Origin of the sequence: Sphingobium limneticum (assembly GCF_008710165.1) — a bacterium.
Taxonomy (GTDB): domain Bacteria; phylum Pseudomonadota; class Alphaproteobacteria; order Sphingomonadales; family Sphingomonadaceae; genus Sphingobium; species Sphingobium limneticum.
On sequence record NZ_VYQA01000017.1, the window covers coordinates 1 to 23,883 of the forward strand.

31 protein-coding genes and 2 tRNA genes are annotated in these 23,883 nt (G+C 64.6%); 17 read left to right on the forward strand and 16 right to left on the reverse strand.

The window, feature by feature from the left end; translation table 11 throughout:
* The coding region (locus F4U95_RS18790; protein ID WP_150426657.1) for a transposase at positions 1-135 on the forward strand (135 nt) is incomplete at its 5' end.
* 98 nt (positions 136-233) lie between these two features.
* Entirely contained in the window at positions 234-671 is a 438-nt protein-coding gene (locus F4U95_RS18795) for a hypothetical protein (RefSeq protein WP_150426658.1), read from the forward strand.
* A gap of 129 nt (positions 672-800) precedes the next feature.
* Here F4U95_RS18795 and F4U95_RS18800 read toward each other — a convergent pair whose 3' ends face one another.
* The 3 genes from F4U95_RS18800 to F4U95_RS18810 all read right to left on the reverse strand — a co-directional run bounded on the left by F4U95_RS18800 (position 801) and on the right by F4U95_RS18810 (position 1,442).
* Positions 801-1,121, reverse strand: coding sequence for a DMT family transporter (locus F4U95_RS18800; protein WP_150426659.1), 321 nt, complete (start codon positions 1,119-1,121; stop codon positions 801-803).
* A 102-nt stretch (positions 1,122-1,223) separates the two neighbouring features.
* Positions 1,224-1,299 (reverse strand) — tRNA-Lys (locus F4U95_RS18805).
* A gap of 56 nt (positions 1,300-1,355) precedes the next feature.
* A tRNA-Tyr gene (locus F4U95_RS18810) sits at positions 1,356-1,442 on the reverse strand.
* 103 nt (positions 1,443-1,545) lie between these two features.
* On the opposite strand from F4U95_RS18810, the gene rlmB reads away from it, so the two are divergent.
* Together rlmB and F4U95_RS18820 are read left to right on the forward strand one after the other, a co-directional pair.
* Positions 1,546-2,286, forward strand: a complete 741-nt coding sequence (gene rlmB / locus F4U95_RS18815; RefSeq protein ID WP_120250896.1) for a 23S rRNA (guanosine(2251)-2'-O)-methyltransferase RlmB — start codon at positions 1,546-1,548, stop codon at positions 2,284-2,286.
* A gap of 27 nt (positions 2,287-2,313) precedes the next feature.
* Entirely contained in the window at positions 2,314-3,057 is a 744-nt protein-coding gene (locus tag F4U95_RS18820; RefSeq protein ID WP_150426660.1) for a hypothetical protein, read from the forward strand.
* Between the two features lie 21 nt (positions 3,058-3,078).
* On the opposite strand, the gene F4U95_RS18825 is transcribed toward F4U95_RS18820, so the two are convergent.
* Positions 3,079-3,396 (reverse strand): 2Fe-2S iron-sulfur cluster-binding family protein, encoded by a 318-nt coding sequence (locus F4U95_RS18825; RefSeq protein WP_150426661.1) that lies wholly within the window; start codon positions 3,394-3,396, stop codon positions 3,079-3,081.
* 73 nt (positions 3,397-3,469) lie between these two features.
* Here F4U95_RS18825 and F4U95_RS18830 point away from each other — a divergent pair, with 73 nt between their 5' ends.
* The 3 genes from F4U95_RS18830 to F4U95_RS18840 all read left to right on the forward strand — a co-directional run bounded on the left by F4U95_RS18830 (position 3,470) and on the right by F4U95_RS18840 (position 4,837).
* Positions 3,470-4,087 (forward strand): DNA-3-methyladenine glycosylase family protein, encoded by a 618-nt coding sequence (locus tag F4U95_RS18830; protein WP_150426662.1) that lies wholly within the window; start codon positions 3,470-3,472, stop codon positions 4,085-4,087.
* A 3-nt stretch (positions 4,088-4,090) separates the two neighbouring features.
* Entirely contained in the window at positions 4,091-4,327 is a 237-nt protein-coding gene (locus F4U95_RS18835) for a DUF2188 domain-containing protein (protein ID WP_120250900.1), read from the forward strand.
* Positions 4,328-4,402: 75 nt separating this feature from the next.
* Entirely contained in the window at positions 4,403-4,837 is a 435-nt protein-coding gene (locus F4U95_RS18840) for a response regulator (RefSeq protein ID WP_150426663.1), read from the forward strand.
* Here the strand turns inward: F4U95_RS18840 and F4U95_RS18845 are convergent.
* Both F4U95_RS18845 and murA read right to left on the reverse strand, forming a co-directional pair.
* Entirely contained in the window at positions 4,785-6,311 is a 1,527-nt protein-coding gene (locus F4U95_RS18845; protein WP_150426664.1) for a sensor histidine kinase, read from the reverse strand. The two genes, F4U95_RS18840 and F4U95_RS18845, sit on opposite strands and share 53 nt — an antisense overlap.
* Before the next feature lie 8 nt (positions 6,312-6,319).
* The gene (murA, locus tag F4U95_RS18850; protein ID WP_120250903.1) at positions 6,320-7,603 is read right to left on the reverse strand and encodes a UDP-N-acetylglucosamine 1-carboxyvinyltransferase; all 1,284 of its coding nucleotides are present in this window, start codon (positions 7,601-7,603) and stop codon (positions 6,320-6,322) included.
* Positions 7,604-7,809: 206 nt separating this feature from the next.
* Between murA and F4U95_RS18855 the strand changes: the two genes are divergently transcribed.
* Entirely contained in the window at positions 7,810-8,544 is a 735-nt protein-coding gene (locus tag F4U95_RS18855; protein WP_150426665.1) for a Crp/Fnr family transcriptional regulator, read from the forward strand.
* A gap of 18 nt (positions 8,545-8,562) precedes the next feature.
* On the opposite strand, the gene F4U95_RS18860 is transcribed toward F4U95_RS18855, so the two are convergent.
* Complete coding sequence (locus F4U95_RS18860) at positions 8,563-9,129, reverse strand: HNH endonuclease (protein WP_150426666.1); 567 nt, start codon at positions 9,127-9,129, stop codon at positions 8,563-8,565.
* Positions 9,130-9,223: 94 nt separating this feature from the next.
* Between F4U95_RS18860 and gluQRS the strand changes: the two genes are divergently transcribed.
* The 6 genes from gluQRS (at position 9,224) to egtD (ending at position 14,340) form a co-directional block, all read left to right on the forward strand.
* Complete coding sequence (gene gluQRS, locus F4U95_RS18865; RefSeq protein WP_150426667.1) at positions 9,224-10,138, forward strand: tRNA glutamyl-Q(34) synthetase GluQRS; 915 nt, start codon at positions 9,224-9,226, stop codon at positions 10,136-10,138.
* An 11-nt stretch (positions 10,139-10,149) separates the two neighbouring features.
* Positions 10,150-10,380 carry a twin transmembrane helix small protein gene (locus F4U95_RS18870; protein WP_120250906.1) on the forward strand — a complete coding sequence of 77 codons (231 nt, stop codon included), beginning with the start codon at positions 10,150-10,152 and terminating at the stop codon, positions 10,378-10,380.
* 79 nt (positions 10,381-10,459) lie between these two features.
* Positions 10,460-11,029, forward strand: coding sequence for a cob(I)yrinic acid a,c-diamide adenosyltransferase (locus F4U95_RS18875; RefSeq protein ID WP_120250907.1), 570 nt, complete (start codon positions 10,460-10,462; stop codon positions 11,027-11,029).
* A gap of 142 nt (positions 11,030-11,171) precedes the next feature.
* A complete protein-coding gene (locus F4U95_RS18880) occupies positions 11,172-12,026 on the forward strand; it encodes a GGDEF domain-containing protein (protein WP_120250908.1) in 855 nt (284 codons plus the stop codon).
* Between the two features lie 84 nt (positions 12,027-12,110).
* The gene (gene egtB / locus F4U95_RS18885; protein ID WP_150426668.1) at positions 12,111-13,379 is read left to right on the forward strand and encodes an ergothioneine biosynthesis protein EgtB; all 1,269 of its coding nucleotides are present in this window, start codon (positions 12,111-12,113) and stop codon (positions 13,377-13,379) included.
* A 1-nt stretch (position 13,380) separates the two neighbouring features.
* The gene (egtD, locus tag F4U95_RS18890; RefSeq protein ID WP_150426669.1) at positions 13,381-14,340 is read left to right on the forward strand and encodes an L-histidine N(alpha)-methyltransferase; all 960 of its coding nucleotides are present in this window, start codon (positions 13,381-13,383) and stop codon (positions 14,338-14,340) included.
* Between the two features lie 212 nt (positions 14,341-14,552).
* On the opposite strand, the gene F4U95_RS18895 is transcribed toward egtD, so the two are convergent.
* From F4U95_RS18895 to F4U95_RS18905, 3 genes are all read right to left on the reverse strand, one after another.
* Entirely contained in the window at positions 14,553-15,260 is a 708-nt protein-coding gene (locus F4U95_RS18895) for an HAD family hydrolase (protein ID WP_150426670.1), read from the reverse strand.
* Positions 15,261-15,415: 155 nt separating this feature from the next.
* Positions 15,416-16,462, reverse strand: coding sequence for a DUF1176 domain-containing protein (locus F4U95_RS18900; RefSeq protein ID WP_150426671.1), 1,047 nt, complete (start codon positions 16,460-16,462; stop codon positions 15,416-15,418).
* Between the two features lie 67 nt (positions 16,463-16,529).
* Positions 16,530-17,843 (reverse strand): NupC/NupG family nucleoside CNT transporter, encoded by a 1,314-nt coding sequence (locus F4U95_RS18905; RefSeq protein WP_120250912.1) that lies wholly within the window; start codon positions 17,841-17,843, stop codon positions 16,530-16,532.
* Between the two features lie 196 nt (positions 17,844-18,039).
* Here F4U95_RS18905 and F4U95_RS18910 point away from each other — a divergent pair, with 196 nt between their 5' ends.
* From F4U95_RS18910 to F4U95_RS18920, 3 genes are read left to right on the forward strand one after another with little or no spacing between them, the layout of a single operon-like run.
* Positions 18,040-18,933: a dioxygenase family protein gene (locus F4U95_RS18910; protein ID WP_150426672.1), complete on the forward strand. Its 894-nt coding sequence runs from the start codon at positions 18,040-18,042 to the stop codon at positions 18,931-18,933.
* An 18-nt stretch (positions 18,934-18,951) separates the two neighbouring features.
* Positions 18,952-19,719 carry a response regulator gene (locus tag F4U95_RS18915; RefSeq protein ID WP_150426673.1) on the forward strand — a complete coding sequence of 256 codons (768 nt, stop codon included), beginning with the start codon at positions 18,952-18,954 and terminating at the stop codon, positions 19,717-19,719.
* Positions 19,716-21,032, forward strand: coding sequence for an ATP-binding protein (locus F4U95_RS18920; RefSeq protein WP_246171642.1), 1,317 nt, complete (start codon positions 19,716-19,718; stop codon positions 21,030-21,032). Before F4U95_RS18915 ends, F4U95_RS18920 begins: the two co-directional genes overlap by 4 nt.
* 10 nt (positions 21,033-21,042) lie before the next feature.
* On the opposite strand, the gene F4U95_RS18925 is transcribed toward F4U95_RS18920, so the two are convergent.
* The 6 genes from F4U95_RS18925 to F4U95_RS24830 all read right to left on the reverse strand — a co-directional run bounded on the left by F4U95_RS18925 (position 21,043) and on the right by F4U95_RS24830 (position 23,763).
* A complete protein-coding gene (locus tag F4U95_RS18925) occupies positions 21,043-21,510 on the reverse strand; it encodes a MarR family transcriptional regulator (protein WP_150426674.1) in 468 nt (155 codons plus the stop codon).
* Positions 21,488-21,925, reverse strand: a complete 438-nt coding sequence (locus F4U95_RS18930; RefSeq protein WP_150426675.1) for a hypothetical protein — start codon at positions 21,923-21,925, stop codon at positions 21,488-21,490. Before F4U95_RS18930 ends, F4U95_RS18925 begins: the two co-directional genes overlap by 23 nt.
* A gap of 59 nt (positions 21,926-21,984) precedes the next feature.
* Entirely contained in the window at positions 21,985-22,329 is a 345-nt protein-coding gene (locus tag F4U95_RS18935) for a hypothetical protein (protein ID WP_150426676.1), read from the reverse strand.
* Between the two features lie 67 nt (positions 22,330-22,396).
* On the reverse strand, positions 22,397-22,888 hold the full coding sequence (locus F4U95_RS18940) for a helix-turn-helix domain-containing protein (RefSeq protein WP_150426677.1): 492 nt from the start codon (positions 22,886-22,888) through the stop codon (positions 22,397-22,399).
* A 226-nt stretch (positions 22,889-23,114) separates the two neighbouring features.
* On the reverse strand, positions 23,115-23,516 hold the full coding sequence (locus F4U95_RS18945) for a DUF805 domain-containing protein (protein ID WP_150426678.1): 402 nt from the start codon (positions 23,514-23,516) through the stop codon (positions 23,115-23,117).
* A 79-nt stretch (positions 23,517-23,595) separates the two neighbouring features.
* The gene (locus tag F4U95_RS24830; protein WP_170267505.1) at positions 23,596-23,763 is read right to left on the reverse strand and encodes a hypothetical protein; all 168 of its coding nucleotides are present in this window, start codon (positions 23,761-23,763) and stop codon (positions 23,596-23,598) included.
* Between the last annotated feature and the right edge of the window lie 120 nt (positions 23,764-23,883).

A 23,883-nucleotide genomic window follows, 5' to 3' on the forward strand; every position in this document is an offset into this window, starting at 1 on the left:
AAAAGCCGCAACCGGATCGAGATCATGTTTGGCCGCCTCAAGGACTGGAGGCGCGTTGCAACACGCTACGACAGGTGCCCCAACGTTTTCCTCTCCGCTGTCGCGCTCGCTGCTACCGTCCTGTTCTGGCTATGAGTCCTGACCCTAGCTATTACAGTGATACCAGTCACAACGCTGCAATTCAGGATGATGAAGTCAGTCGGATCTTTTGCATCCCGACCTGGCGGGAACGATTGGACGGCAAGACCTATACCAATATTCAGGGCCACAGGATTGAATACAAGGAGGACGATATCGTCCTACCGGTAGTGTTTAACGACTACTATCTCTACAGCCTATGTGACCACATCTATTACAGGATGCCCACGGACTTCGGAGCGGATGCCGCGCTAGTGATTCACGATCCTGTACGGTTTACTCAACGAGTTATCTCAACATTCCTCGCTGCCCACCCTGATTGGGAGGCGTTAGAAGGGCCGGTCACATATTATGATCCATACTTAGACTACACCAGTTTCCGCGTGCCCGAAATGGCAAAGCCATTTGGCTATTCATACCAGCGGGAAGTGCGGATCGCATTCAAACCTCGACGGCGACCCGCGACAAAGATGGAGCCTGTTTTCCTGAACATCGGGCCGATGGACGACTACGCAGAACTTCTATGGGCATGATGCCGGACCTCAAGGGGATGCCACGTTAAAACGACCGGCTCAGTTTGATACATCCATCTGAATGTCCGTTACTGGGCGCAAACCGAATCTCCGCCTACGGATTGATTTAGGCGCAAACCAGTCCCCCCCTCACCCGTTCCCAAACACCTTCGTCCCCACGACCCCCACCACGATCATCGCCATGAAGCCCACCTGGACCATGTTCACCCGGTCGCCGAAGAAGATCATGCCGCCGATGATGACGCCCACGGCCCCAAGGCCGGTCCAGACCGCATAGGCGGTGCCGGCGGGGATGCCTTTCATCGCCAGCGCGAGCAGGCCCATGTTGAGGAAGCTCAAAGCAATCGGCACGGCGGAGGCTTGCCAGCTGCCGATGGTGGCGGCCCATTTCAGGCTAAGCGCCCAGCAGATTTCGGTGAATACGGCAATGCCGAGGATGAGCCACGCCATGGGGCGCTTCCCTTTCATACAGGGCGGGCTCGGAAAGGCGGCGCGGTGGCCGGAAACCCGAAAGAGGCGGCGCGCCGAAGGACCGTTTTTTAGGAAGGAGGGTGGTGGACACACTTGGGCTCGAACCAAGGACCCGCTGATTAAGAGTCAGCTGCTCTACCAACTGAGCTATGTGTCCACACTGGCCTACCTCCGCCCCTTCGAAAAGGGGGTGACTGCATCGGCCCGATGCAGTGGTGGACAGGGCTGGATTCGAACCAGCGTACGGGAAACCCGGGCAGATTTACAGTCTGCTGCCTTTAACCACTCGGCCACCTGTCCAGTGCCCTACGCTGCGGAAAATTGCGTTCCCGCTGCGTTGGAGGCGGCCTAATGGCGAATGGAGACTTGCCTGTCAATGGCCTGATGTGAAAAGAGCGAAATCATGAAAAAGCCCAATCGCTCCACCAAGCCCAAGAGCGCCTTTCCGCGCTTCTATGGTCGTCACGCCGTTATCGCGGCCCTCGCCAACCCTGACCGCATCGTGCGCAAGATATGGGGGACGCGCGAGGCGCTCGGCGCCCTCGACCTGCCGCCGGTGCTGCCGATCGTCTATTCCGACGTATCCGACATGGGCCGCATGGTCCCGTCCGACGCGCCGCATCAGGGCATCGTCGCCGAAGTCGAGCCGCTGGACGATGTGTGGCTGGGCGATGTTCTGGAACAGGGGCGGGACGACAAGCGGCCGATCCTGGTGCTGGATCAGGTGACGGACCCGCATAATGTGGGCGCGATCCTGCGCTCCGCCGCGGCGTTCGACGCGCTGTGCATCGTGACGCAGGACCGGCATGCGCCGCCCGAATCGGGGGTGCTGGCGCGTGCGGCGTCGGGCGCGCTGGAAAATGTGCCCTGGGTGCGGGTGGTGAACCTGGCCCGCGCGCTGGAGGAGATTGCCGAGGCCGGCTACTGGCGCATCGGGCTGGATGGCGAGGCCGAGACGACGATCGGCGAGGCGATCGGCGAATCGCGCGTCGCCCTGGTGCTGGGGGCCGAGGGCGAAGGGCTGCGCCACAATACGATCGCCCATTGCGACATCATCGCCAAGCTGCCGATCAGCCCGCGCATGGAGAGCCTGAACGTCTCCAACGCGGCGGCGATCGCGCTGTACGCCGCCACGGTGGGCTGACGGGGCTTGAACGGGGGGAGAGTGGCTATGGACCGTCTGTATCGCACTTTGGGCGCGCTGGCGGGGCTGCTGGCGCTCTCCGCCTGTCTGGTGACGCCGGGCCGGTTCGAATCGAGCCTGGATATCCGCGCCGACCGCAGTTTCAGCTTCGCCTATAAGGGCGAGATATTGGCGTCGGACATGGGCAAGGAGGCGCTGACGGGCGCTGCCGCCTCATCCGGTGACGACGCGCCCGAGGGCGAGGCGGAGAACAGCCCGACGCTGATGCAGATTGCGGCGCAGGAAGAGGATTTCAGCGACGCGGTCGATGACGCCAAGGGCGACGACGCGCAGATGCAGGCGATCGCGTCGGCGCTGGCCAAGGAGAAGGGATTTCGGTCGGCCCGCTACATGGGCAACCACAAGTTCGAGATCGACTATGCGATCACGGGCAGGCTGGACCACGCCTTCCTGTTTCCGTTCAACATCGACGCGCAGATCGTCCTGCCCTTCGTCGCGGTGGAAATGCGCGGGGATGACCGGGTGCGCGTGAAGGCGCCGGGCTTTGCCAACGGATTCGACAAGAGCCAGGGGCCGGCCGGTATGGGCGGCGCGGGGGATGAGGCGGCCAAGGCGCTGAACGGCAGCTTCACGCTGACGACGGATGCGGAGATCGTCAGCCAGAATCAGGAAGACGGCGCGCAAAGCACGCCGCAGGGCAAGCGAATCGTCTGGACGATCACGCCGCTGACCAGCGATGCGCCGGCCGCGACGTTGCGGGTGAGGCAGTAACCCGACCTCACCCGAACGGGATCAGTCTTCCGGTGCGATGGTGACGCGCAAGCCGTCCAGTGCGTCGTTCAGCACCACCTGACAGGACAGGCGGCTGCTGTCGTTGCGATGGTCGCTGCTGTCGAGCAGGTCGTTCTCGTCCTCGCTCATCGCCGGAATCGCGTCGGCAAAGGCCGGGTCGACATAGATATGACAGGTCGCGCAGGAGCAGCATCCGCCGCACAGCGCCAGCAATTCGTCAAAGCCATTGTCGCGGATGACTTCCATCACCGACAGGCCATTGTCGCCATCGACAGCTTGTTCTTCACCCGAACGGTTGACCACGATCAGTTTCGGCATCTACCCTATCCCCTAGAATTTTCTCCGCTCTGACCGACAGGGACCGGGAAATCAAGGGTCGAGCTATCGCAACATGGTGAACAATGTAGATCAGTTGCGCGACAGCCTGGATGCGATCGCCGCGCTGGAGCCGGGCTTCGTCGCCGCCATCGCACGGGTCGGCTATCCCGCGCCACGCGTGCGGGAGCCGGGCTATGAGACGCTGTTGCGCACGATCGTGGGCCAGCAGGTCAGCGTCGCGTCCGCCGCCGCCGTGTGGCGCAAGCTGGAGACGGAACTGGGCGAAGGCTGTACGCCGCAAGCGTTGCTGGCGCGGGATTTCGATGCTTTGCGCGCTTGCGGGCTGTCGCGGCAGAAACAGGGCTATGCCCGCAGCCTGGCCGAACTGGTCGTGTCGGGCGCACTCGACCTCCACGCCTTGCCTGCCGATGACGAGGAGGCGATCGCGCAGCTTGTCCAGATCAAGGGCATCGGCCGCTGGTCGGCGGAAATCTATTTGCTGTTCGCCGAAGGGCGGCCCGATATCTGGCCGGCCGGCGATCTGGCCGTGCAGATCGAGATCGGTCGGATATTGGGCATGGCCACACGGCCGAGCGAAAAACTGACCCGTGACGTCGCCGAAGCCTGGCGCCCGCATCGTGGCGCCGCCGCGATCATGGCCTGGCACCATTATAACACCGAGGTACTCTGAAACATGCCCCTGCCCCACGCCCGCTATATCGTTCTGAGCCATGAAGGCGTCTGGAAGATCAATCTGGACAATAAATATTACGGCCCCTTCCCTACCCAGGCACTGGCGGTGGAAAGCGCCACCGGTACGGCGCAAAAGGCGAGCGAGGCGGGCTATCCCGCGTCCGTGCTGCTGATGCAGGGAACACAGTTCGAGACGCTGTGGACCAGCGTCGTCGAGGATGAGCCCAGCGCGCCCTAGAGTCATTTTAGCGCTCGACAGGGAACCGAACGGCCTTGTCGGTATTTACTTGATCCAGATTTAACGGGTCGTGGAATGCGCAAGAAGGTATTGATCGTCGAAGACGAGATTTTCGTCGCACTGGAAATCGAGCAGATCGTCGAGGATGCCGGATTCGCGGTCGGGGCAATCGCCGCCGATCGCGAGAGCGCGCTGGCAAGCGCGGACGATTGCGACATCGCGCTGGTCGACCTGAACCTGCGCGACGGCCCCACCGGGCCGCAGATCGGCATGGAACTGGCCGCACGGCACGGCATCCGCGTCATCTACGTCACCGCCAATCCGGCGCAGATCGGCGAAGCCTCGGTCGCGGCGCTGGGCGTCATCACCAAGCCGTTCCGTGCGCAGAGCATCACCGCCACCTTGCAACTTGCGGCGTCCGAGCAGCCCGACCTGACCGACGCAGAGATTGCCGGCTTTACGCTTTTCCGGCCGCGCGGCTCATGGACCGGGATGGAATCCAGAGGCTGAGCCGCAATCCGTCGGCCGCCCAGTTCCGCTCCATCCGCCCGCCCAATTGCCGTTCGATGCTGAGCGTCATCAGCCGGGTGCCAAAGCCCGCCGCGCCGCCGGGCACGACCGGCGGGCCGCCCTCTTCCTGCCAATCGATGCGGACGTCATCGCCGTCCATCGCCACATGCAGGCGCACCACGCCCTGCGCGACGGAGAGCGCGCCATATTTGGCGGCATTGGTCGCCAGTTCATGGAACAGCAGCGCCAGCGGCGTCGCCGACCGGTCGTCGATCGGGACATTGTCACCCGACAGGATGATGCGCGCCACGCTTTCGCTGCGATAGGGCGCGAAAATCTGATCCAGCACGCCCTGGAGCAGCCCTTCCCCATCGCCGATCTGCGGCGCAGATTCGACGCTGTGCGGGCGGACGAAATCATGGGCGCGGCCGAGCGCCAGGATGCGGTCGCGCAGGTCGTCCGCGACGTCGGCGATCGCCGGATGCTGGCGCGCCGACAGACCGATGAGGCCGGCAATCACGGAGAAGATATTCTTGATCCGATGCGACAGTTCGTGCGCGATCATCTCCCGCTCGTCGATCATCATCTTCTGTTCGTGAATGTCGGTGCAGGTGCCGATCCAGCGGATGATGACGCCATCGGCATCGCGGATCGGCAGGGCGCGGCCCAGCGTCCAGCGATAATCGCCGCCATGATGGCGCAGCCGATATTCGATTTCATAAGGCTCGCCGGTCGCCAGGCTGTTGCGCCAGCGTCCCCAGGCCCGGTCCTGATCGTCGGGATGGAACATGCCGCTCCAGCCGGCGCCGTCGGTCGTTCCGGGCGGGACGCCGGTATAGTCGTACCAGCGGGCATTATAATAATCATGATAGCCGTCCGGCAGCGTCGACCAGACCATTTGCGGCATGGTGTCGGCGAGCGAGCGGAACATCCGATCGCTTTCGGCGACGGCGGCCGCGTCCATCCGCTGGCGCACGATCATGTCGCGGTCGCGGCGGCGCCCCTCCAGTTCCACCATCACCTGCCGGGCGAGCAGCGTCAGCCCCTGCCGCTGCAATGGGGTCAGCCCGTCCCGCGGCACCGTGTCGATGACGCACAGCGCACCCAGCGGCTCACCATCGGCGCCGACGAGCGGCGCACCTGCATAGAAGCGGATATGCGGCGGACCGGTGACGAGGGCGTTGTCGGCGAAACGGGGATCGCCGGTCGCATCGGCCACGGTGAAGATATCGTCGCCCAGCATCGCCAGCGCGCAAAAGGATACGTCGCGCGGCGTTTCTTCCGCATCCAGTCCGACGCGCGCCAGGAAGCGCTGGCGCACATCCTCTACGATGCTGACCAGCGCGATCGGCGCGTCGCACAGCGCCGACGCAAAGCCGGTTATCTCGTCCAGAGTGCGGAAGCCGCCGGCATCCAGATCGTAAAGCGCCAGCAGTGCCGCGCGATCCGTCGCCAAGCCGCGCCCATCAGCCATTATGGGCTTCAGCCATCACTGACGCGTTCGATATCGGCGCCGACGGCGGAGAGTTTCTCCTCCAGCCGTTCATAGCCGCGATCGAGATGATAGACGCGCTGGACCTGCGTTTCCCCTTCGGCGGCGAGGCCAGCGAGGATGAGGCTCATGGAGGCACGCAGATCGGTCGCCATCACCGGCGCGCCGACCAGCTTGTCCACGCCGCGCACCACGGCGGTCCGGCCGTTGACGGCGATGTCCGCGCCCATGCGCGCCAGTTCGGGCACATGCATGTAGCGATTTTCGAAGATGGTTTCGGTCAGCACCGATGCGCCGTCCGCCTTGGTCAGCATCGCCATGAACTGCGCCTGCATGTCGGTCGGGAAGGCCGGGAACGGCGCGGTCGACAGGGTCAGGGGCTTGAGCTTGCCGTCCGACGAAATGCGGATGCCGTCCTTGTGCGGATCGACCTGAACCCCTGCGTCGCGCAGGGCGGCGAGGATAGCGTGCATGTCGTCGGCATTGGCGCCGATCAGATCGACCGACCCGCCAGTGATGGCGGCGGCGCAGGCATAGCTGCCCGCTTCGATCCGGTCTGGCATGACGCTGTAGGTTGCGCCGTGCAGACGCTCACGCCCATGGATGATCAGCTTGTCGGTGCCGATGCCTTCAATGTCCGCGCCCATGGCGACGAGCAGATTGCACAGGTCGACGATTTCCGGTTCGCGCGCCGCATTTTCCAGGATGCAGGTGCCCTTGGCGAGCGAGGCAGCCATGACCGCATTTTCGGTGGCGCCGACCGACACGACCGGGAAGGTGTAGATGCCGCCGGGCAGGCCGCCGTCCGGCACGCTGGCACGGACATAGCCGGCCGTCGTTTCGAGCGTGGCGCCGAAGGCCTCAAGCGCCTTCAAATGCAAGTCGATCGGGCGGTTGCCGATGGCGCAGCCGCCCGGCAGCGACACGCGCGCTTCGCCGACGCGGGCTAGCAGCGGACCCAGCACCAGGATGGATGCGCGCATTTTCCGCACGATGTCATAGGGCGCCTCGGTCGAGGTGACGCGACCGGCGCGCATCGTCAGGACGCGGCCGAAATCCTCCGGCCGAGCGCCTTCGATCATGGTCGATACGCCCAACTGGTTCAGCAGATGGCCGAAGCTGTCTACGTCGGCCAGACGCGGCAGATTGCGCAGCGTCACAGGCTCGTCCGTCAGCAACGCGCAGGGCAGCAGCGTCAGGGCGGCGTTCTTCGCGCCGGAGATGGGAAGGCGGCCATTGAGCGTGTTGCCGCCGCGAATGTGAATGCGGTCCATTGGGCAGGGTTAATAACGTCTAATGCGGCCCGCGCAAGGCGGCTGCGGCGTCATTTGACGGCATCGGGCGGGCGGTTGACGGCAATGTGAAACATTATTGCAAAGCAAAGCCGGACCTTGATCGAGTTTAGTGCGCGTTCTGAAAATGCAGCCAAAAGGCGAAAGGGGCGTTTTGCCATCGTAACGACAACAGGAAAAAGGTGTTTTTGGTGGCAACGAGTTGTTTCGCAGCGAGACTGGCAAAACAGGTGCCGCTGTCCGACGCGGAAAAAAAGGCATTGGCCCGGCTCGAGGAAAATCCCCGCAAGGTGAAGCGCGGCGCGATGATCCAGCGCGTGAACGAGACGGTGACGGAATTGTTCGTCCTGCGCGAAGGCCGCGTGATGAGTTTCGTGATCCTGCCCGACGGCAGCCGCCAGATCCTGCGCGTCTATTTCCCCGGTGATTTCATCGGATCGGCCAGCACCATCTATAGCAAGGCGCCCGAATCGCTGGTCGCCTTGTCCGATGCGATCGTCTGTCCGTTCGACAAGCATGCGGTGCGCCGACTGCTGGAAGATTATCCGCGCGTCGCGGCGTTGCTGTTCCTGCTGTCCAATGCGGAGCGGGTGGCGATGACCGACCGGCTGGCGTCGCTGGGCCGTACGTCGGCCAAGGCGCGCGTCGCGTCCTTCCTGCTCGACATGTTCGACCGGCTGCGCGTGACCGACGACAGCATCACTGACAGTTTCGACCTGAAGCTGACGCAGGAGGAAATCGGCGATTCGATCGGCCTGACGTCGGTGCATGTAAACCGCATGATCCGCCAGATGGAACAGGAAGGGCTGATCAGCCGCACAAACGGGCGCATCATCCTCAACGACATGGCCCGGTTGGAAGAGATCGGCCATTATACCAACCGGCACAAGGACATGGATCTGGACTGGCTGCCGGTCAGCTGAGCCGCCCGGCGCGGTGCATCAGGCCAGCAGTTCGACATCCCAATAGAGCCAGTCGTGCCAGCTTTCGTGCAGATAGCCGGGCGGGAAGGCGCGGCCATGTTCCTGCAATTGCCAGCTGGTCGGGCGGATCGGTTGCACATGCAGGGTCATGCCGGCCTGCCGGGGGGTGCGCCCGCCCTTTCTGAGGTTGCAGGGCGAACAGGCGGTGGCGACATTTTCCCAGGTGGTGCGCCCGCCCGCTCGGCGCGGCACGACATGGTCGAAGGTCAGGTCCGCGCTGGTGCCGCAATATTGGCAGGCGAACTTGTCGCGCAGGAAGAGGTTGAAGCGGGTGAAGGCGGGATGTTCGGACGGGCGCACATATTGTTTGAGCGCGATGACCGACGGGATCTTCATTTCCATGCTGGGACTGTGCACCTGCCGCTCATAGCTGGCGATGATGTCCACCCGGTCCAGAAACACCGCCTTGATCGCCGTCTGCCATGGCCAGAGGCTGAGCGGATAGTAGCTAAGCGGCGTGAAATCCGCATTGAGAACAAGCGCCGGACAATTTTCCGGATGCCGTATGAGGTCGGGATGGTACATAAAAACCTTCTTCCCCCTGGTCCCCGCCGCTGATCGTCCAGCAAGGTGACAAGGGCATGACAGCATTAACGAATATCCCCCGTCAAGAGCCTGTATGACTCATCTTACCGCACCACTGCATATGGTGACCCGCTTCGCCCCCAGCCCCACGGGATTGCTCCATGTCGGCCATGGCTGGTCCGCGCTGATGGCGATGGACCTGGCGCGCACGTCGGGCGGCGCCTTTCGCCTGCGGATCGAGGATATAGACGGCACGCGGAGTCGGCCCGAGCATGTCGCGGGGATCATGGCCGACCTGACATGGCTGGGCGTGGATTGGGATGGCGAAGTCGTGTTCCAGTCGCGGCGGCTGGACCAATATGATGCGGCGCTGGCCCGGTTGCGGGCAGAGGGATTGCTTTACCCCTGTTTTTGCACGCGGGCGGACATACAGGCGAGCTTGACCGCGCCGCATGGACCGGAGGGGCCGGTCTATCCGGGGACGTGCCGGGGGTTGAGCGAGGCCGAACGGACCCGGCGCATCGCGGCGGGCGAGGCGCATGCCTGGCGGATCGACATGGGCCGGGCGGGGGCGCGGGCGGGCGCTCTGGAGTGGACGGCCCTTCCCTTTCCCGTTCAAGCTGAGCCTGTCGAAGGGCGTACGGTGCAAATCGCCGCCGCCGCCCTCCCCCATGGCGACGTCGTGCTGGCGCGCAAGGATGCGCCGGCCAGCTATCATCTGTCCTGCACGCTTGACGATGCCGCCATGGGCGTGACCCATGTGTTGCGCGGCGACGATCTCTATGGCGCGACTCATGTCCACCGGCTGATCCAGGCGCTGCTCGACCTGCCAAGCCCCACCTATATCCACCATCCGCTGTTGCTGGGCGCGGACGGCAAGCGGCTGGCCAAGCGGGACGGCGCGATCGCGCTGGCCGATCTGCGGCGCGATGGCATGGACCCGGCGGCATTGGCGGCGGACCTGCGCGCGGGGCGCTTTCCCATTGGCATCAGCCTCGCAAGCGCCTAGCATCTGCCCCCATGAACACCATCCTCGTCATCGCCCTGATCCTTGCCATGGCCGCGACGCTGTTCGCGCTGATCCGGGGCATCATCGCCTTTCTTCAGACGACCAAGGAAGAGCTGAACCTGCCCGAAGGCACGGTGCGCCCGTCCAGCCTGAAGCAGAACAAGATGATGCTGAACCGCATCCTGTTTCAGGCGGCCGCGATCATCATCGTCGCCATCCTGTTGCTGTCCAAGGGGCATTAAGCGTTGTAAAGTCGGCTGGAACGGTCGACGGTTCACAAAACGCGACACCAAAACACTCTGAAAAACGAGCCGCGCTCCCATGGTCAAGCTGAACAAGATCTACACCCGCACCGGCGACAAGGGGACGACCGGCCTGGTCGACGGATCGCGCCTGCCCAAATATGCGCCGCGCATGCAGGCGGTGGGCGATGTGGATGAAGCGAACAGCGCGATCGGCCTGGCCATCGTCGCCATGGGCGCGGGCGAGGAAGCGGACTGGCTGACGGTCATTCAGAACGACCTGTTCGACCTGGGCGCCGATCTGGCGACGCCCATCCCAGACGGACCGGACGAACCCTGGGCGCTGCGCATCGTGGCGAGCCAGGTGACGCGGCTGGAACAAGAGATCGACGCGATGAACGCGGACCTTGCGCCGCTCGACAGCTTCGTCCTGCCCGGCGGATCGGCGGCCGCCGCAGCCGTCCACCTCGCCCGTGCCATCACCCGCCGGGCCGAGCGCAGCGCGACCGCCGCCGCGGCCGAAATGGCGCTGAACGATCAGGCGCTCGCCTATCTCAATCGCCTGTCCGACCTGCTGTTCGTGATGGCCCGCCGCCTGAACGACAATGGCGCAGCCGATGTGAAATGGGTGCCCGGCGCGTCGCGATGACGGGCCGGCAATCTTCGGGAAACACGGACTGACTCTCGGCGGGCACGGCCTGCCCTATGTCAGACAATTAACCCTGTTTCTTCAGAAGACGTTTAGGGGCAGCCGGAGAATGGGCAACCGTTGATAATAGACGGGGATCGCCATGCACTTTTATCTGGCCACTTCCTTCATTTTTCCGCGTTCGCTTCGGCTGCGCCTGTTTACGCTTTGCTTCCTGGCCACCCATTTGCCGCTGCTGGCCTATCTGGGCTGGGGCTTTGCCAGTGGCCGCATCGCTCTGGCCGAATTCGTCCTGCTGACCATGGCCACGGTGATCGGCACCGGCATCGCCCTGCTGGGCATCGGCGCGCTGCTCAACCCCATTCATGCGCTGGCCGATACGCTCCACCGGGGCGAAGGCGACGCCCCGGCCCTGCCGGAGGTCGGCGACGTCATCCACACCCTCTATGCCGGGGTGCAGCGGGTCGCGAGCGCCACGCGCGACCAGATGGACCATCTGCATCAGGCCGCGCATGAAGACCCGCTGACCGGCATCGCCAACCGGCGCGGTTTCCTTAGCCATATGGAGGCCCTGCCCGAAGACCGGCGCAGGGGCTGCGTCGCGATCATCGACATCGACTATTTCAAGCGGGTCAACGACCTGCTGGGACATGAGGAGGGCGACCGGGTATTGGCCAGTTTCGCCACTCGCCTGTCCGCGCTGGTCCGCCGCGTCGACATGGTATCGCGCTGGGGCGGCGAGGAATTCGCCATCTTCTTCCAGGATTGTATCGAGGATGAGGCGAGCTGGTCGCTGGCCCGCATCGCCAGCCGGATGCGCAGCGAACCGATCGGCGAAGTCAACGACCGGCCGATCAGCTTTTCCGCCGGCATATGCCGCTGGACCGGCGGCGATCTGGACGAAGCGCTGCGCCGCGCCGACGATGCGCTGTACGAAGCCAAGCAATCCGGCCGCGACCGGGTTTGCCGCGCCGTGCCGATCCTGCAAGAAGTGTGACCTTTAGGGCAGCGGTCGGAACCGCGTGCCGCCCTCATGCGCTTGTCTTTCCGAGAACGGCCAACCGTATCGGAAAGGGCAGGCATGGCGAGAAGCTGGACAGAGGCCCATCAGGACGATCTGGAGGAGCGGTATCGCGCGGTGCGCGCGCTGACGCAGGCGCTTACCGCCCCACTGTCCGATGCCGATGCCACGGTCCAGTCCATGGCCGACGCCTCTCCTGCCAAATGGCATCTGGCGCATAGCAGCTGGTTTTTCGAGACATTCGTGCTGCGCGACCATGTGACCGGCTATCGGCCGTTCGACCCGCGCTACGCCTTCCTGTTCAACAGCTATTATGAGGCAGAGGGCGCGCGCCATGCCCGGTCGCTGCGGGGCATGCTGACCCGCCCTTCCCTGACCGAGATTTATGCCTATCGCGCCCATGTCGACGCCGCGCTGACCGACGCGCTGGGCATGTTGCCGCAGGCGGCACGCGCGTTGGTGACGCTGGGTTTGCAGCATGAGCAGCAGCATCAGGAATTGTTGCTGACCGACCTGCTCCACCTCTTTTCGCTCAACCCGCTGGAGCCGGCTTTGTTCGAAGCGCCCAGCGCCGCGCCGGTCGCCCTGCCCGGCCCGCTCCACTGGATCGAGGGGCGCGAAGGGCTGGTGGAAATCGGCGAGGATGGGCGCAGCGCCTTCACCTTCGATTGCGAAGGGCCACGGCACAAGGTCGTGCTGCATCCTCACGCGCTGGCGCATCGACCCATCACCAACGGCGAATGGATCGCCTTCATCGAGGATGGCGGGTACCGCACGGCGGCGCATTGGCTGTCGGATGGCTGGGCCTGGGCACAGGCGGAGGGCATCGACGCGCCGCTTTATTGGAAGCAGGGTGAGATGGGCTGGACCCGCTTCGGCCTGGACGGGCGGCAGCCGGTCAATCCGGCCGCGCCCGTCACCCATATCAGCCTGTATGAGGCCGATGCTTATGCCAGCTGGGCCGGCGCGCGCCTGCCGACCGAGGCGGAGTGGGAAAGCGCGGCGCAAAATGTCGCCGCCGTCAGCGGCAATCAGCTCGACGGCCCGGCCTGCCCCCGTCCCCGCCCGGCCGATGCGGGCACCAGCCTGACGCAGATGTTCGGCGATGTGTGGGAATGGACCGGCAGCGCCTATCGCCCCCATCCCGGTTTTCGCGCGGCCCCCGGCGCGGTGGGCGAATATAATGGCAAGTTCATGTCCGGCCAGTTCGTGCTGAAAGGCAGCAGCTGCGCCACCCCGCGCGGCCATGCACGGGCGAGCTACCGCAATTTCTTCTATCCCCACCAACGCTGGCAGTTCACCGGACTGCGACTGGCCAAGGATCTTTGACATGCTGCTGACCGATCAGGCGCCGACCTTCGCCTCTGCCATCGACCCTGAATTTCGCCACGACATCATGCACGGCCTGTCGCGCAGTCCCAAGGCGACGCCGCCCATCTGGTTTTACGACCGGCGCGGGTCCGAATTGTTCGAGGCGATCACCGACCTGCCCGAATATTATCCCACCCGTACCGAAACCGCGCTGCTGGCGCGGCATGGTGCGGATTTCGCCGCCGCGATCGGCACGGGCCGGGCGGTGGTGGAGTTTGGCGCGGGCAGTTCGCGCAAGACACCCCATCTGCTGCGCGCCATAGCCCCGACCGCCTATGTGCCGATCGACATAAGCGGCGATTTTCTGCACGCGAGCAGTGCCGCGTTGGCGCAGGCCTTTCCCGATCTGCCGGTGCTGCCGGTGGTGGGCGATTTCAATCGGCCGCTGGACCTGCCCTCGGCCATTGAGGGGATGCCGCGCCTTGGCTTCTTCCCCGGCTCCACAATCGGCAATATGGAACCGGATGCGGCGGTCGATCTGCTGCGCGCGATGCGTCGCCTGCTGGGCGATGATGCCAAGCTGCTGATCGGGATGGACCGGATCAAGGATCGCGATCGGTTGGTCGCGGCCTATGACGATGCGCAGGGCGTGACGGCCGCCTTCAACCTCAACCTCATTGAGCGGATCAATCGGGAGCTGGAGGGCGACCTGCCGGTGGAGGAGTTCGCCCATCGCGCGATCTGGAATGATGAGAAGGCACGGATCGAAATGCATCTGGAAGCGCGACGGCCGCTCCATTTTCATGTCGCGGGCCAATGTTTCCATATGGACGCCGGCGAGACGATCCATACCGAGAGCAGCCATAAATATGGCGCGCGCGACGAACGACTGCTGCTGCGCGCGGGCGGATGGGAACCGGCGACGGAGTGGATGGACGATGAAGGGCTGTTCGCGCTGGTGCTGGCGGAGGCGGGGTAACGGGCCGGGAAGGGGTTAAAGGCGGACGCGTTATCTCCCTCTCCCGTTTTTCACGGGAGAGGCTACGGAGACTTGGCAGCTGGCTGCCTAGTCGATGTCGGTGAGGGACTTTCTTGTTACTGGACAAGCACTACCTTCCAGCAAGAAGAAAGATCCTCACCTAACCCTCTCCCGTGAAGACGGGAGAGGGCTAAAAAAGGCTTCCGCCCCCCCTACGCCGTCGCGAGCAGCAGGTCGCGCAGGTCTGTAAGGCTGGGCAGGACTTGCGCGCAGGCGAGGACCAGTTCCTCGGTCGGGGGGAGGAGGTCGGGGACCATCACCGTCGCCATGCCCGCCGCCACCGCCGAGCGGACGCCGGCATGGCTGTCCTCCACCGCGACGATATGGGCCGGATCGACCCCAAGCCTTTGCGCGGCCAGTAGATAGGGTTCGGGATGCGGTTTGGGCTGGTCCACGTCGCTCCGCGTCACGATGACGTCGAAATAATCGAGCAGCCCGCTCTTCTCCAGCCGCTGCTGCGCATAGGGCGCGGCGGTAGAGGTGGCGAGCGCCATGGGGATGTCGGCCTGCTTCAGATGATCGAGCAGCAGCAGCGCGCCGGGGCGCAGCGCGATGCCGGCATCGACTGCCGCTTCGAACAGCGCGTCGCTTTCGGCATAGAAGCGAGCGAGTGGAAAGTCCGGTCCCAGATGCTGGCTAAGCATCCGCTCATTTTCATCGCGATGGATGCCGACCATCGAGAGCAACAAGGCATCCGACATCGGCCAGCCGATCGCCTCGCCCGTTTCGGCAAAGGCGCGGCGGTGCGCCGCCTCCGTATCGATCAGCGTGCCGTCCATGTCGAAGATCACCGCGCGGACCGGGTCCGGCAGGTTGGACGGGCTGAGCGACGGGGCGGATTGGCGAAGCGGCTGGATCATGACACCGATATGGCCGCGTTGCGTCTCAATTCCATTGCAAAATCGGGTGAGGCGATTGCGAATATTGCCCGAAGCGGGAATTATAGCTCGCTCATGTGAAGCGTTCCCCGGCGCAGGCCGGGGAACGGTAAGGCTTCACACCAATGCTGGCGTTATTACTCCGTCACCTGCGCGGACCATGTCCTGATCCAGTGCCAGGCACCGCGACATTCGCCCATGCTGGTCGCTTCGATCAGGCGGAAGCGGGTGCCGTCCCAGACATAGGCTTCGCTGCCGCCGCAATCGCCCAGGCCCCGCCCCTTGGCGAAGCTGTCCAGCCGCAGCTTGTCCTGCGTCCAGCCGGCATTGACCAGCATCGGCCGGGCCTCTTCCTCGCTCCAGCCCGGCTTCATGTCGAATCCCGCAAGGCGGAAGGCGCGACGGCCGGCCTCTCCGGTCGCGATGACGGGAATGGAGGTGAAATTATAGGCGCCGCTGCCGCAGGGGACGAGGATCAACGTTTCAGTGCGGGAAAGGCGATAGAGCTGCGGCGGCTCCGCCCCCTTCATTTCGTCGGCGCAGCGCGTGAATTTGCCGATCGCGGTCAGTTCCTCACGCCACAAGGCTGCGGGCGTTCCCGCACCGGGCAGCAGGGCGCGGCGGATGGTCGGTGCGGCAGGCGCGGCGCGCACCGCGATCGGCCCCATCGCCCCGGTCGCGACCAGCGCGGTGCTGGTCCCGGCCCGGCCCTGCCGCGCATCCATATGGCGTAAGGCCGCGCCCGTGCCGGCGAGCGACGGCTTGCCCAGCGACCGGCTGCCCGCCTTGATCTCCAGCACGCTGCCTCGCGCCATGGCGATGGCCAGCGCCGACGCCTGCGGCCCGCGCAATGTGGCGTCGCCCTCGCGGCTCATGGCGCTGGCGATGCGGCGCCCGTCGACATGGAAGCTGAATTCGCCGCCGCCCTTGGCATCGCGGCTGACCCAGACTTCGGCGGCGGCATCCGGGCCGGCTTCCCGGACCACGCCGACCATGATCGGGCTGTCGGGCCATTCGCCGCCTTCGGGCAATAAGGACACGGCTTCGCATCGGTTGCGATTGTCGCAACCGATGGTCCAGTCCTTGTAGGTTTCCAATGCGCCGGGCTTGGGTGCCTGCGCGGCCCCCACGCCTGTCGAGCCGAGTACCGCCAGCGCGGTCAGGAAAAAATGCTTTGCCCCCATGGGTTAACCATAACCGATTTGCATCGGCAGGGGTAGGCCCAACGTTACGGCATCGTCCCGATCGCGATCAGAGGCTGAGCATCAACCCCGCCAGCGCCGCGCTCATCAGATTGGCGAGGCTGCCGGCGACCAGTGCCTTCAGCCCCAGCTTGGCGATCATCGGCCGCTGATTGGGGGCGAGGTTGCCCGTCACCGCCATCTGGATCGCGATCGAACTGAAATTGGCAAAGCCACAGAGCGCGAAAGTGATGATGGCGATGGTCGCGGGCGACAGCACACCCTGCACCTGGCCCAGGTTGATATAGGCGACGAATTCGTTGAGGACGACCTTCGTGCCGAACAGGCCGCCGGCCACCTGCGCTTCCTGCCAGGGAATGTTGAGCAGATACATGACCGGCGAGAAGACATAGCCGAGCAGCATCTGGAAGCTGAGATCGGGATAGCCGAACCAGGCGCCGATGCCGCCCAATATGCCATTGGCCAGCGCCACCAGCGCGACGAAGGCCAGCACCATGGCGCCGACCGCGACAGCGAGTTTGACACCCGTTTGCGCGCCCTGAGCCGCGGCCATGATCAGGTTGGCGGGCTTTTCTTCGTCATGGGTGGCAACCGGCATGGGTTCGCCCGGCGTCGTTTCCGCGTTCAGCGCCTGCGACACCGCCGCGCTACGGCGCGTTTCGGGCAGGTGGATGTCATCCTCCAGCGGCAGCTCCGGCTCGCATTCCGGTACGTCGGGCATCATGATCTTGGCCATCAGCAGGCCGCCCGGCGCCGCCATGAAGCTGGCCGCGAGCAGATAGTCGATCTTGATCCCCATGGAGGCATAGGCGGCCAGAATGGTGCCCGCGACGCCGGCCATGCCGCTGGTCATCACCGTGAACAGCTGCGGCGGGGTGAGGCCGGCCAGATAGGGGCGGATGACGAGCGGGCTTTCGCTTTGTCCCACGAAGATATTGGCGGCGGCGCACAGGCTTTCCACCTTCGACACGCCCGTCACCTTCTCGATCGCGCCGCCGACCCAGCGGACGATGAACTGCATGATCCCCAGATAATAGAGGATCGACACCAGGCTGGCGAAGAAGATGATGACCGGCAACGCCGCGATGGCGAAGCTGGCGCCGCCGATTTCCGGCTTGGCCAGTGGCCCGAAGATGAAGTCGGTGCCCGCCTGCGCATAGCTGAGCAGATTGGCGACGCCATGCGACATGCCGCCGATGATCGCGCGGCCGGCCGGGACATAGAGCACCAAAATGGCGATCCCCGCCTGCAACAGGAAAGCCGCGCCGACCACGCGCGGACGAATGGCGCGGCGATCCGAAGAGAGGGCGAAAGCGATGGCGAGAATCAATATGATGCCGGCGAGGCCGATAAGAAGATGCATGAAGCGCTTTCGCGGGAAATGACAAACCGCGCGACTATATGGCCCCGGACGCCCGGAAGCCAGACCCGTTTACCAAACCGCCTGCTCCACCCGTCCGACTGCTACAAAGCCGCTACATTGGGCAATCGGCCGGAGACATGGCGCGCCTAGGGACGATCCTGAGGGTCTTTAAACAGGACAAGAGGGACTAGGGTAGATGGCTGATACGACCGACGCGCACGACCATGGGTTGATGCACGACCTGGAACGGATGCGCGATCTGGCGCGGGAAAAGATCGGGCGGCGGCGGACCTTGCGCCTGCTCTTTTCGGCGAGCGGCGCCGCGCTGGTCGGCGCTTGCGGCGGCGGATCGGGATCGTCGAGCGATTCGACCGCTACACCGACGCCCACGCCAACACCGACGCCAACCCCTACACCCACCCCTACGTCAACGGGTAGCTGCGTCGCCGATCCGGAAGAAACCAACGGCCCCTATCCGGCCGACGGGTCCAATAGTCGCAGCGGCACCGTGGTCAATGTGCTGGACGATAGCGGAATCGTGCGCAGCGACATCCGCTCCAGCTTCGGATCGTCCACCACCACGACGAGCGGGCTATACACCACGCTGACGATCACGCTGGTCAACACCAACGGCAGCTGCGCCGCGCTGGCGGGCTATGCCATCTATATCTGGCATTGCGACATCAACGGCAAATATTCGCTCTACGACTATCCGGCGGAAAATTTCCTGCGCGGCGTGGGCGTGACCGACGCGAACGGACAGGTGACCTTCACCACCATCTTTCCCGGCTGCTATGACGGGCGCTACCCGCATATCCATTTCGAGGTCTATCCCAGCCTGGCGCGGGCGACGACCTACGCCAACCGCGTCCTCTGCTCGCAATTTGCGATGCCGGCCGCCGCCTGCACCACCGTCTATGCCACCAGCGCCTATAGCAGCAGCAAGAGCAATTTCGCCGGCGAGAGCATCAGCAGCGACAATGTGTTCGGTGACAATACGAGCGCGCAACAGACGGCGATGACCATCTCCATGACCGGCGACACCACCAACGGCTATACCGGCACGGTGACGGTCGGCGTCGCCATCTGACCATAAAGGGATTTGCGGATGACTTTGCAGGGCGCGCCTTGTGCCGATATGCTGGCCGTCATGGATGGTTCACGCATATTGGTGGTCGACGACGATGCGGACATCCGCACGCTCCTGTCGGATTTTCTGGAACAGCATGGCTTTGCGGTGACGGCGGTGCCCGATGGCGCGCGGATGGACGAAGCGCTGGCCGCGCAGGATTTCGACATCGCGGTGCTGGACGTGATGATGCCGGGCGAAGATGGCCTGTCGATCCTGCGCCGCCTGTCGGCACGGGGCGGCCTGCCGGTCATCATGCTGTCGGCGATCGGCAGCGACATCGACCGGATCGTGGGGCTGGAAATGGGGGCGGAGGATTATTTGCCCAAGCCATGCAACCCGCGCGAACTGCTCGCTCGCGTCCGCACCGTGCTGCGCCGCCACCGGCGACAAATGGCGCAAACGCCGGAGGCCCATGGCAAGCGGCTGCGCTTTGCCGGCTGGCAGGTCGATATGGGCGCGCGGCTGCTGACCGATCCCGACAATGTCGTCGTCACTTTGACCGATGGCGAGTTTCGCCTGCTGCGTGCCTTTATCGAACATCCGCGCCGGGTGCTGAGCCGCGACCAGCTGCTCGACTATTCGGCCGGCAGCGAGAGCGACAGCTATGACCGGGCGATCGATGTGCAGGTCAGCCGCCTGCGTCGCAAGCTGGAGCGCGGCGCGCGCGCGGAGGGGACGGATGAACTGGTCCGCACCATCCGCAACGAAGGCTATATGTTCACGGCCGAGGTTCGCCCGGTTTGACGCCGCCCAACCCGTCCATCCTGACGCGCATCGTCGCGCTGGTCGCCGCGACGTTGCTGCTGGCGTTGGGCGCGATGATGCTGGTCGCCTTTCGCGGCCCTCCGCCCCATGCCCGGCCGATGATGCTGGGCGAAGCCGCCGCGCTGATGCAGGGCGGCCCCGTCCCCACCGGCAGCTGGACGGTGACGCGCTACCGGTCCGACCCGCCGCCGCTGATGGAGCCGGGCCAAATGGAGGATCGGGGCATGGCGGCGCAAATCGCCGGCCTGCTCGGCGCGCGACCGTCGGACGTTCGTGTGCTGCGCGAACAGCCGCCGATGCGAATGGCCGATCCCGACCGGAAACTCTGGCCTCAACCAGGCCCCGATCGAATGATGCTGCATGGATCGGTCCTGCTGGCGCGCCATATAGGCGATGGCTGGCAGGTGGTGCAGGCCCGGCAGGGCGCCAATCTGCGCTGGTACGCCATCACCTTGTCGCTGATGGCGGGGATCTTCATCCTGCTGCTGTTGCCGGCCTATTGGGTGGCGCGGCGCATCACTCAGCCGATCCGCCGTCTGGCAGAGGGCGCCGCGACCGAGCGGCCGGAGCGGGCCGATCCGCTGCCGCTGACCGGCCCGCCGGAGGTGCGCGCGGTCGGCGCCGCCTATAATCATATGCGCGCGCGCATCGCCGACTATCTCAATGAGCGGACGGCGATGCTGGTGGCGATCGCGCACGACCTGCGCACGCCGATGACTCGCCTCTCCTTCCGGCTGGAGGCGTTGCCCGACGGTCCCCGCGCCAAGGCACAGGCGGATGTGGAGGAAATGCGGGCGATGGTTACCGACCTGCTCGACTTCATGCGCGGTCAGGGCGATGCAGCGGCCCATGTGCGCATCGACCTGAGCGCCATCGTGGAGACGCTGGCAGACGATCTGGCCGATATAGGGCAGGATGTGACGGTGACGCGCAGCGCCCGCGCGGTGATACGCGGCGATGCGATCGCGCTGCGCCGATGCGTCGCCAATCTGGTGGAAAATGCGGTCCGCTATGGCGGATCGGCGCGCATCGCGCTGGCGATCGTGGGCGGTCGCGTGACCGTGGCGGTCGAGGATGACGGGCCGGGTGTGCCGCCGGATGCGATCGAACGGCTGTGCGAGCCATTTTATCGCGGGGAAGCATCGCGCAATCGGGAAACCGGCGGGGTCGGGCTGGGCCTGGCGATCGCCCGGCGCATCGCGGACGATCATGGCGGGCGGCTGGACTTCGCCAACCGGACCGAGGGCGGATTGCGCGCGAGCGTGACCCTGCCGCTGGAACGGCAGGGTTAAAGCACCCCGCTCACTCCTCGAACGCGAGCGAGAACCAGGAGGCCATGGCGTCCATCGCCAGCGGCGACAGGCGGATGGCGCGGCGGCGGCGGCTGTTGGGGGAGGTGCGATGTTCGTCCAGCAGGCCGCGCCGTTCCATCGTACCGACCTGCCCCACCACGACGCTCAAGGACAGGCGCAGCGTCTCGCTCAATTGCTCCAGCGTCAGCGCCACGCCTTCCAGTTCCGCCTGATAGAGGGCCAGCAATATGTCCCAGGCCGGATCGGCAAAGAGATTCTGCCCGAACAGCATCGCCCGCACGCGGCGGGCCTCCAGATAGCGGGCGAGAGCGGGAAGCTGATCATTGCCCTCCCCGTCCAATATGGCGGGTTCTTCCTTGCGGGCGTGGAAATTGGTCAGGCAGCGTTGCAGCGCGACCACCAGGTCCACCGCTTCCTGGCTCGGCAGGTGGCGGTCAGGCGGGATATGCGCGGTCATGCATCGCTTTCCGGTCGAGTTCGATACCGATGATCGTGAAGAGCAGCAGCGGGATCACCCAGACGGTGCTGAGGCCCGCATAGATACGCTCCGAAAAGCCGGGCAGCATCATCGTCACCACATGGGTCAATACGGTCATCAACTGGCTGGCCGCCGCCCAGATCGGCCAATAGCGGTTGCTGCGCATCATCAGCCAGATGAGGCAGCCGAGCAGCGCCACGTCGACCAGCATCAGCCATATCTGGGTCGCGTGCCACGACCCGGCCAATTGGGCCGGGATGGTGAGCAGCACGCAGCCCAGAAAAGCGGTGGTGAACCACCGGCCGTCCCGGCCGCCGAACGTAATGGCAAAGACGCAGCCAAAGGCGGTCAGCAACCAGAAGAATAGGGTCAGCCAGAAGGAAGCCACCGACATTCACATTTCCAATTGAGAGGGGGGGCAAAGGTCATGCAAATGCGGTGGCCTCCACCCGGTCAGGCGACCAGGGTCAGGTGACGCGCCGTTTCCTGCTGTTCCAGTTCCAGGCCGATCGGGCAACCGACCGAGGTGACCGGAATGGCGCTGTGTTCGAGGCAGCGGGTAAGAAGAGCGGTCGCGCGGATCATGTCGCCGCGGCCTTCGATGATCTTCGTGGCGCTTTCGTGAATCTGCTTGAGGATGCGCTGGCTTTCGCTGGCGGTCAGGCCCGATCCCTGCGACGCGGCAAGGAAAGCCGTGGTCAGTTGCGCGGCATCGAACAGCGCGCTGTCGAAGGCGGCGAATGCCTGGCGGGTCTGATCGGCGACGGCCTGGGTCTTGATGGGATCGAGGTTGAGCACAAGTCTTCTCCTTCGCACCCACCCTAGCCCGGTGGTGCGTCGTTCGGCGTAGCGATTTCCGGATGGATCAGCCCAGGACCGTGAAGGCCCCGGCAATGAGCAACAGCAGCGTGACGACACCAACCCCGGTCAGAACCGCGGCCCGGATCATCGCCAATATGCGGCCATCTTTACTCAGTTCATTGGTCGATCCCCCGAGCGGCGGGCCGAAGGCGAGGATGCGGCGCAGGAGCGTCTTATGCTCCGTCTGCCCATCCGGCCTGTCCGGCTGAGCAAGGGATGACGCAGGTTCGGGATCGGGCGCAAGCGGCTCCGGTTGATATATCAAAGGCTGATATGTGTCACTTTGGGGCGCCCGTTCCACACCCGAAACGAACAGACGGGCCGCTTCCTTGCGCGATGGCACGCCGAATTTGCGCAAACTGGTGCGGACACGCTGATCGACCGTATGCTCCGACACGTCGAGCTGGCGCGCGATCTCTTTGGAATTGAAGCCCTGGGCCACCAGCCGCAGGCACTGCTTTTCCCCCTCGCTCAAGGCCGGAAGGGTTTCCGCCACGTCTTCATTCCTCCTGCGGGCGCCTCCGGTCTGCGACATCGACCGGCATTGAAGGCCCCACGCCTTCTCTAGCTTGCGAACCACCCGTTATGATTCGGTTCACGCTGCGCATGAATTCGCACGATATGGGCGAGAGGCGCAATGCAGATGGCCGGCGCGCTTGTCCACCGCGCCGGCCATGGGAGGATGTTATTTTGCGGGCGTGCCCCGCAATGGCTGTGACAGTTTAGCTGAACACGTCCGCGACGTCGGCCGCCGTCTGCTTGGGATCGGGTCCGAAGCGATTGTCGCCGCGCGTCCCGTCGAGGCACATGAAGACCAACACGATCAGCCCGCCGACATAGGGCACGAAGTTCAGCAGCACGAACCAGCCGCTCTTGTCCTGATCATGGAAGCGGCGGACCTGCACCGCCAGCGAAGGAATGATGAGCGCCAGCACCAGCAGGATGAGCAGCCAGAAGAAGGGACCGGACGGCGCCCCCTGACCGAAACCGCCCGTCGCGACGGCCAGCAGCGATATGACGATCGCGAGCAGGATATAGCCCAGCGCGAACATCCAATATTCCTTGCGCCGCGACCGGCCCGAAAAGTCGGCATAGCGCTTCAGCGGCAAGAGCATATATTCCATCGACATTCCCCTGAATGGTGAGGGGATGCAGGATAGGAAGGCTTATTGCGTCTGTCTTGCAAAAAGCGCTGTCAGGATTTCAGCTGCCCTTCTTGCCGTCCTGCTTCGCCTTGTGCGCGGCGAGCAGCCCGTCAATCTCGACGATGCGCAAGCGCTGGGGCGTGTCCTTGGCCAGGCCCTTGAGACGACATTCGGCCCACAGAGCCTTGCGCTCGCTATTGAGCGCCTTGGAATAGAGATCGGCCATCCAGATGGCTCCTTTTTCAAAAACAAAGGGCCGACGCCTCGCGACGCCGGCCCTTGTATAACGTGTCAGCCCTGAAAAATCAGGCGGCCTTTGTGCGGGCCATCCTGATAAATCAGGCGG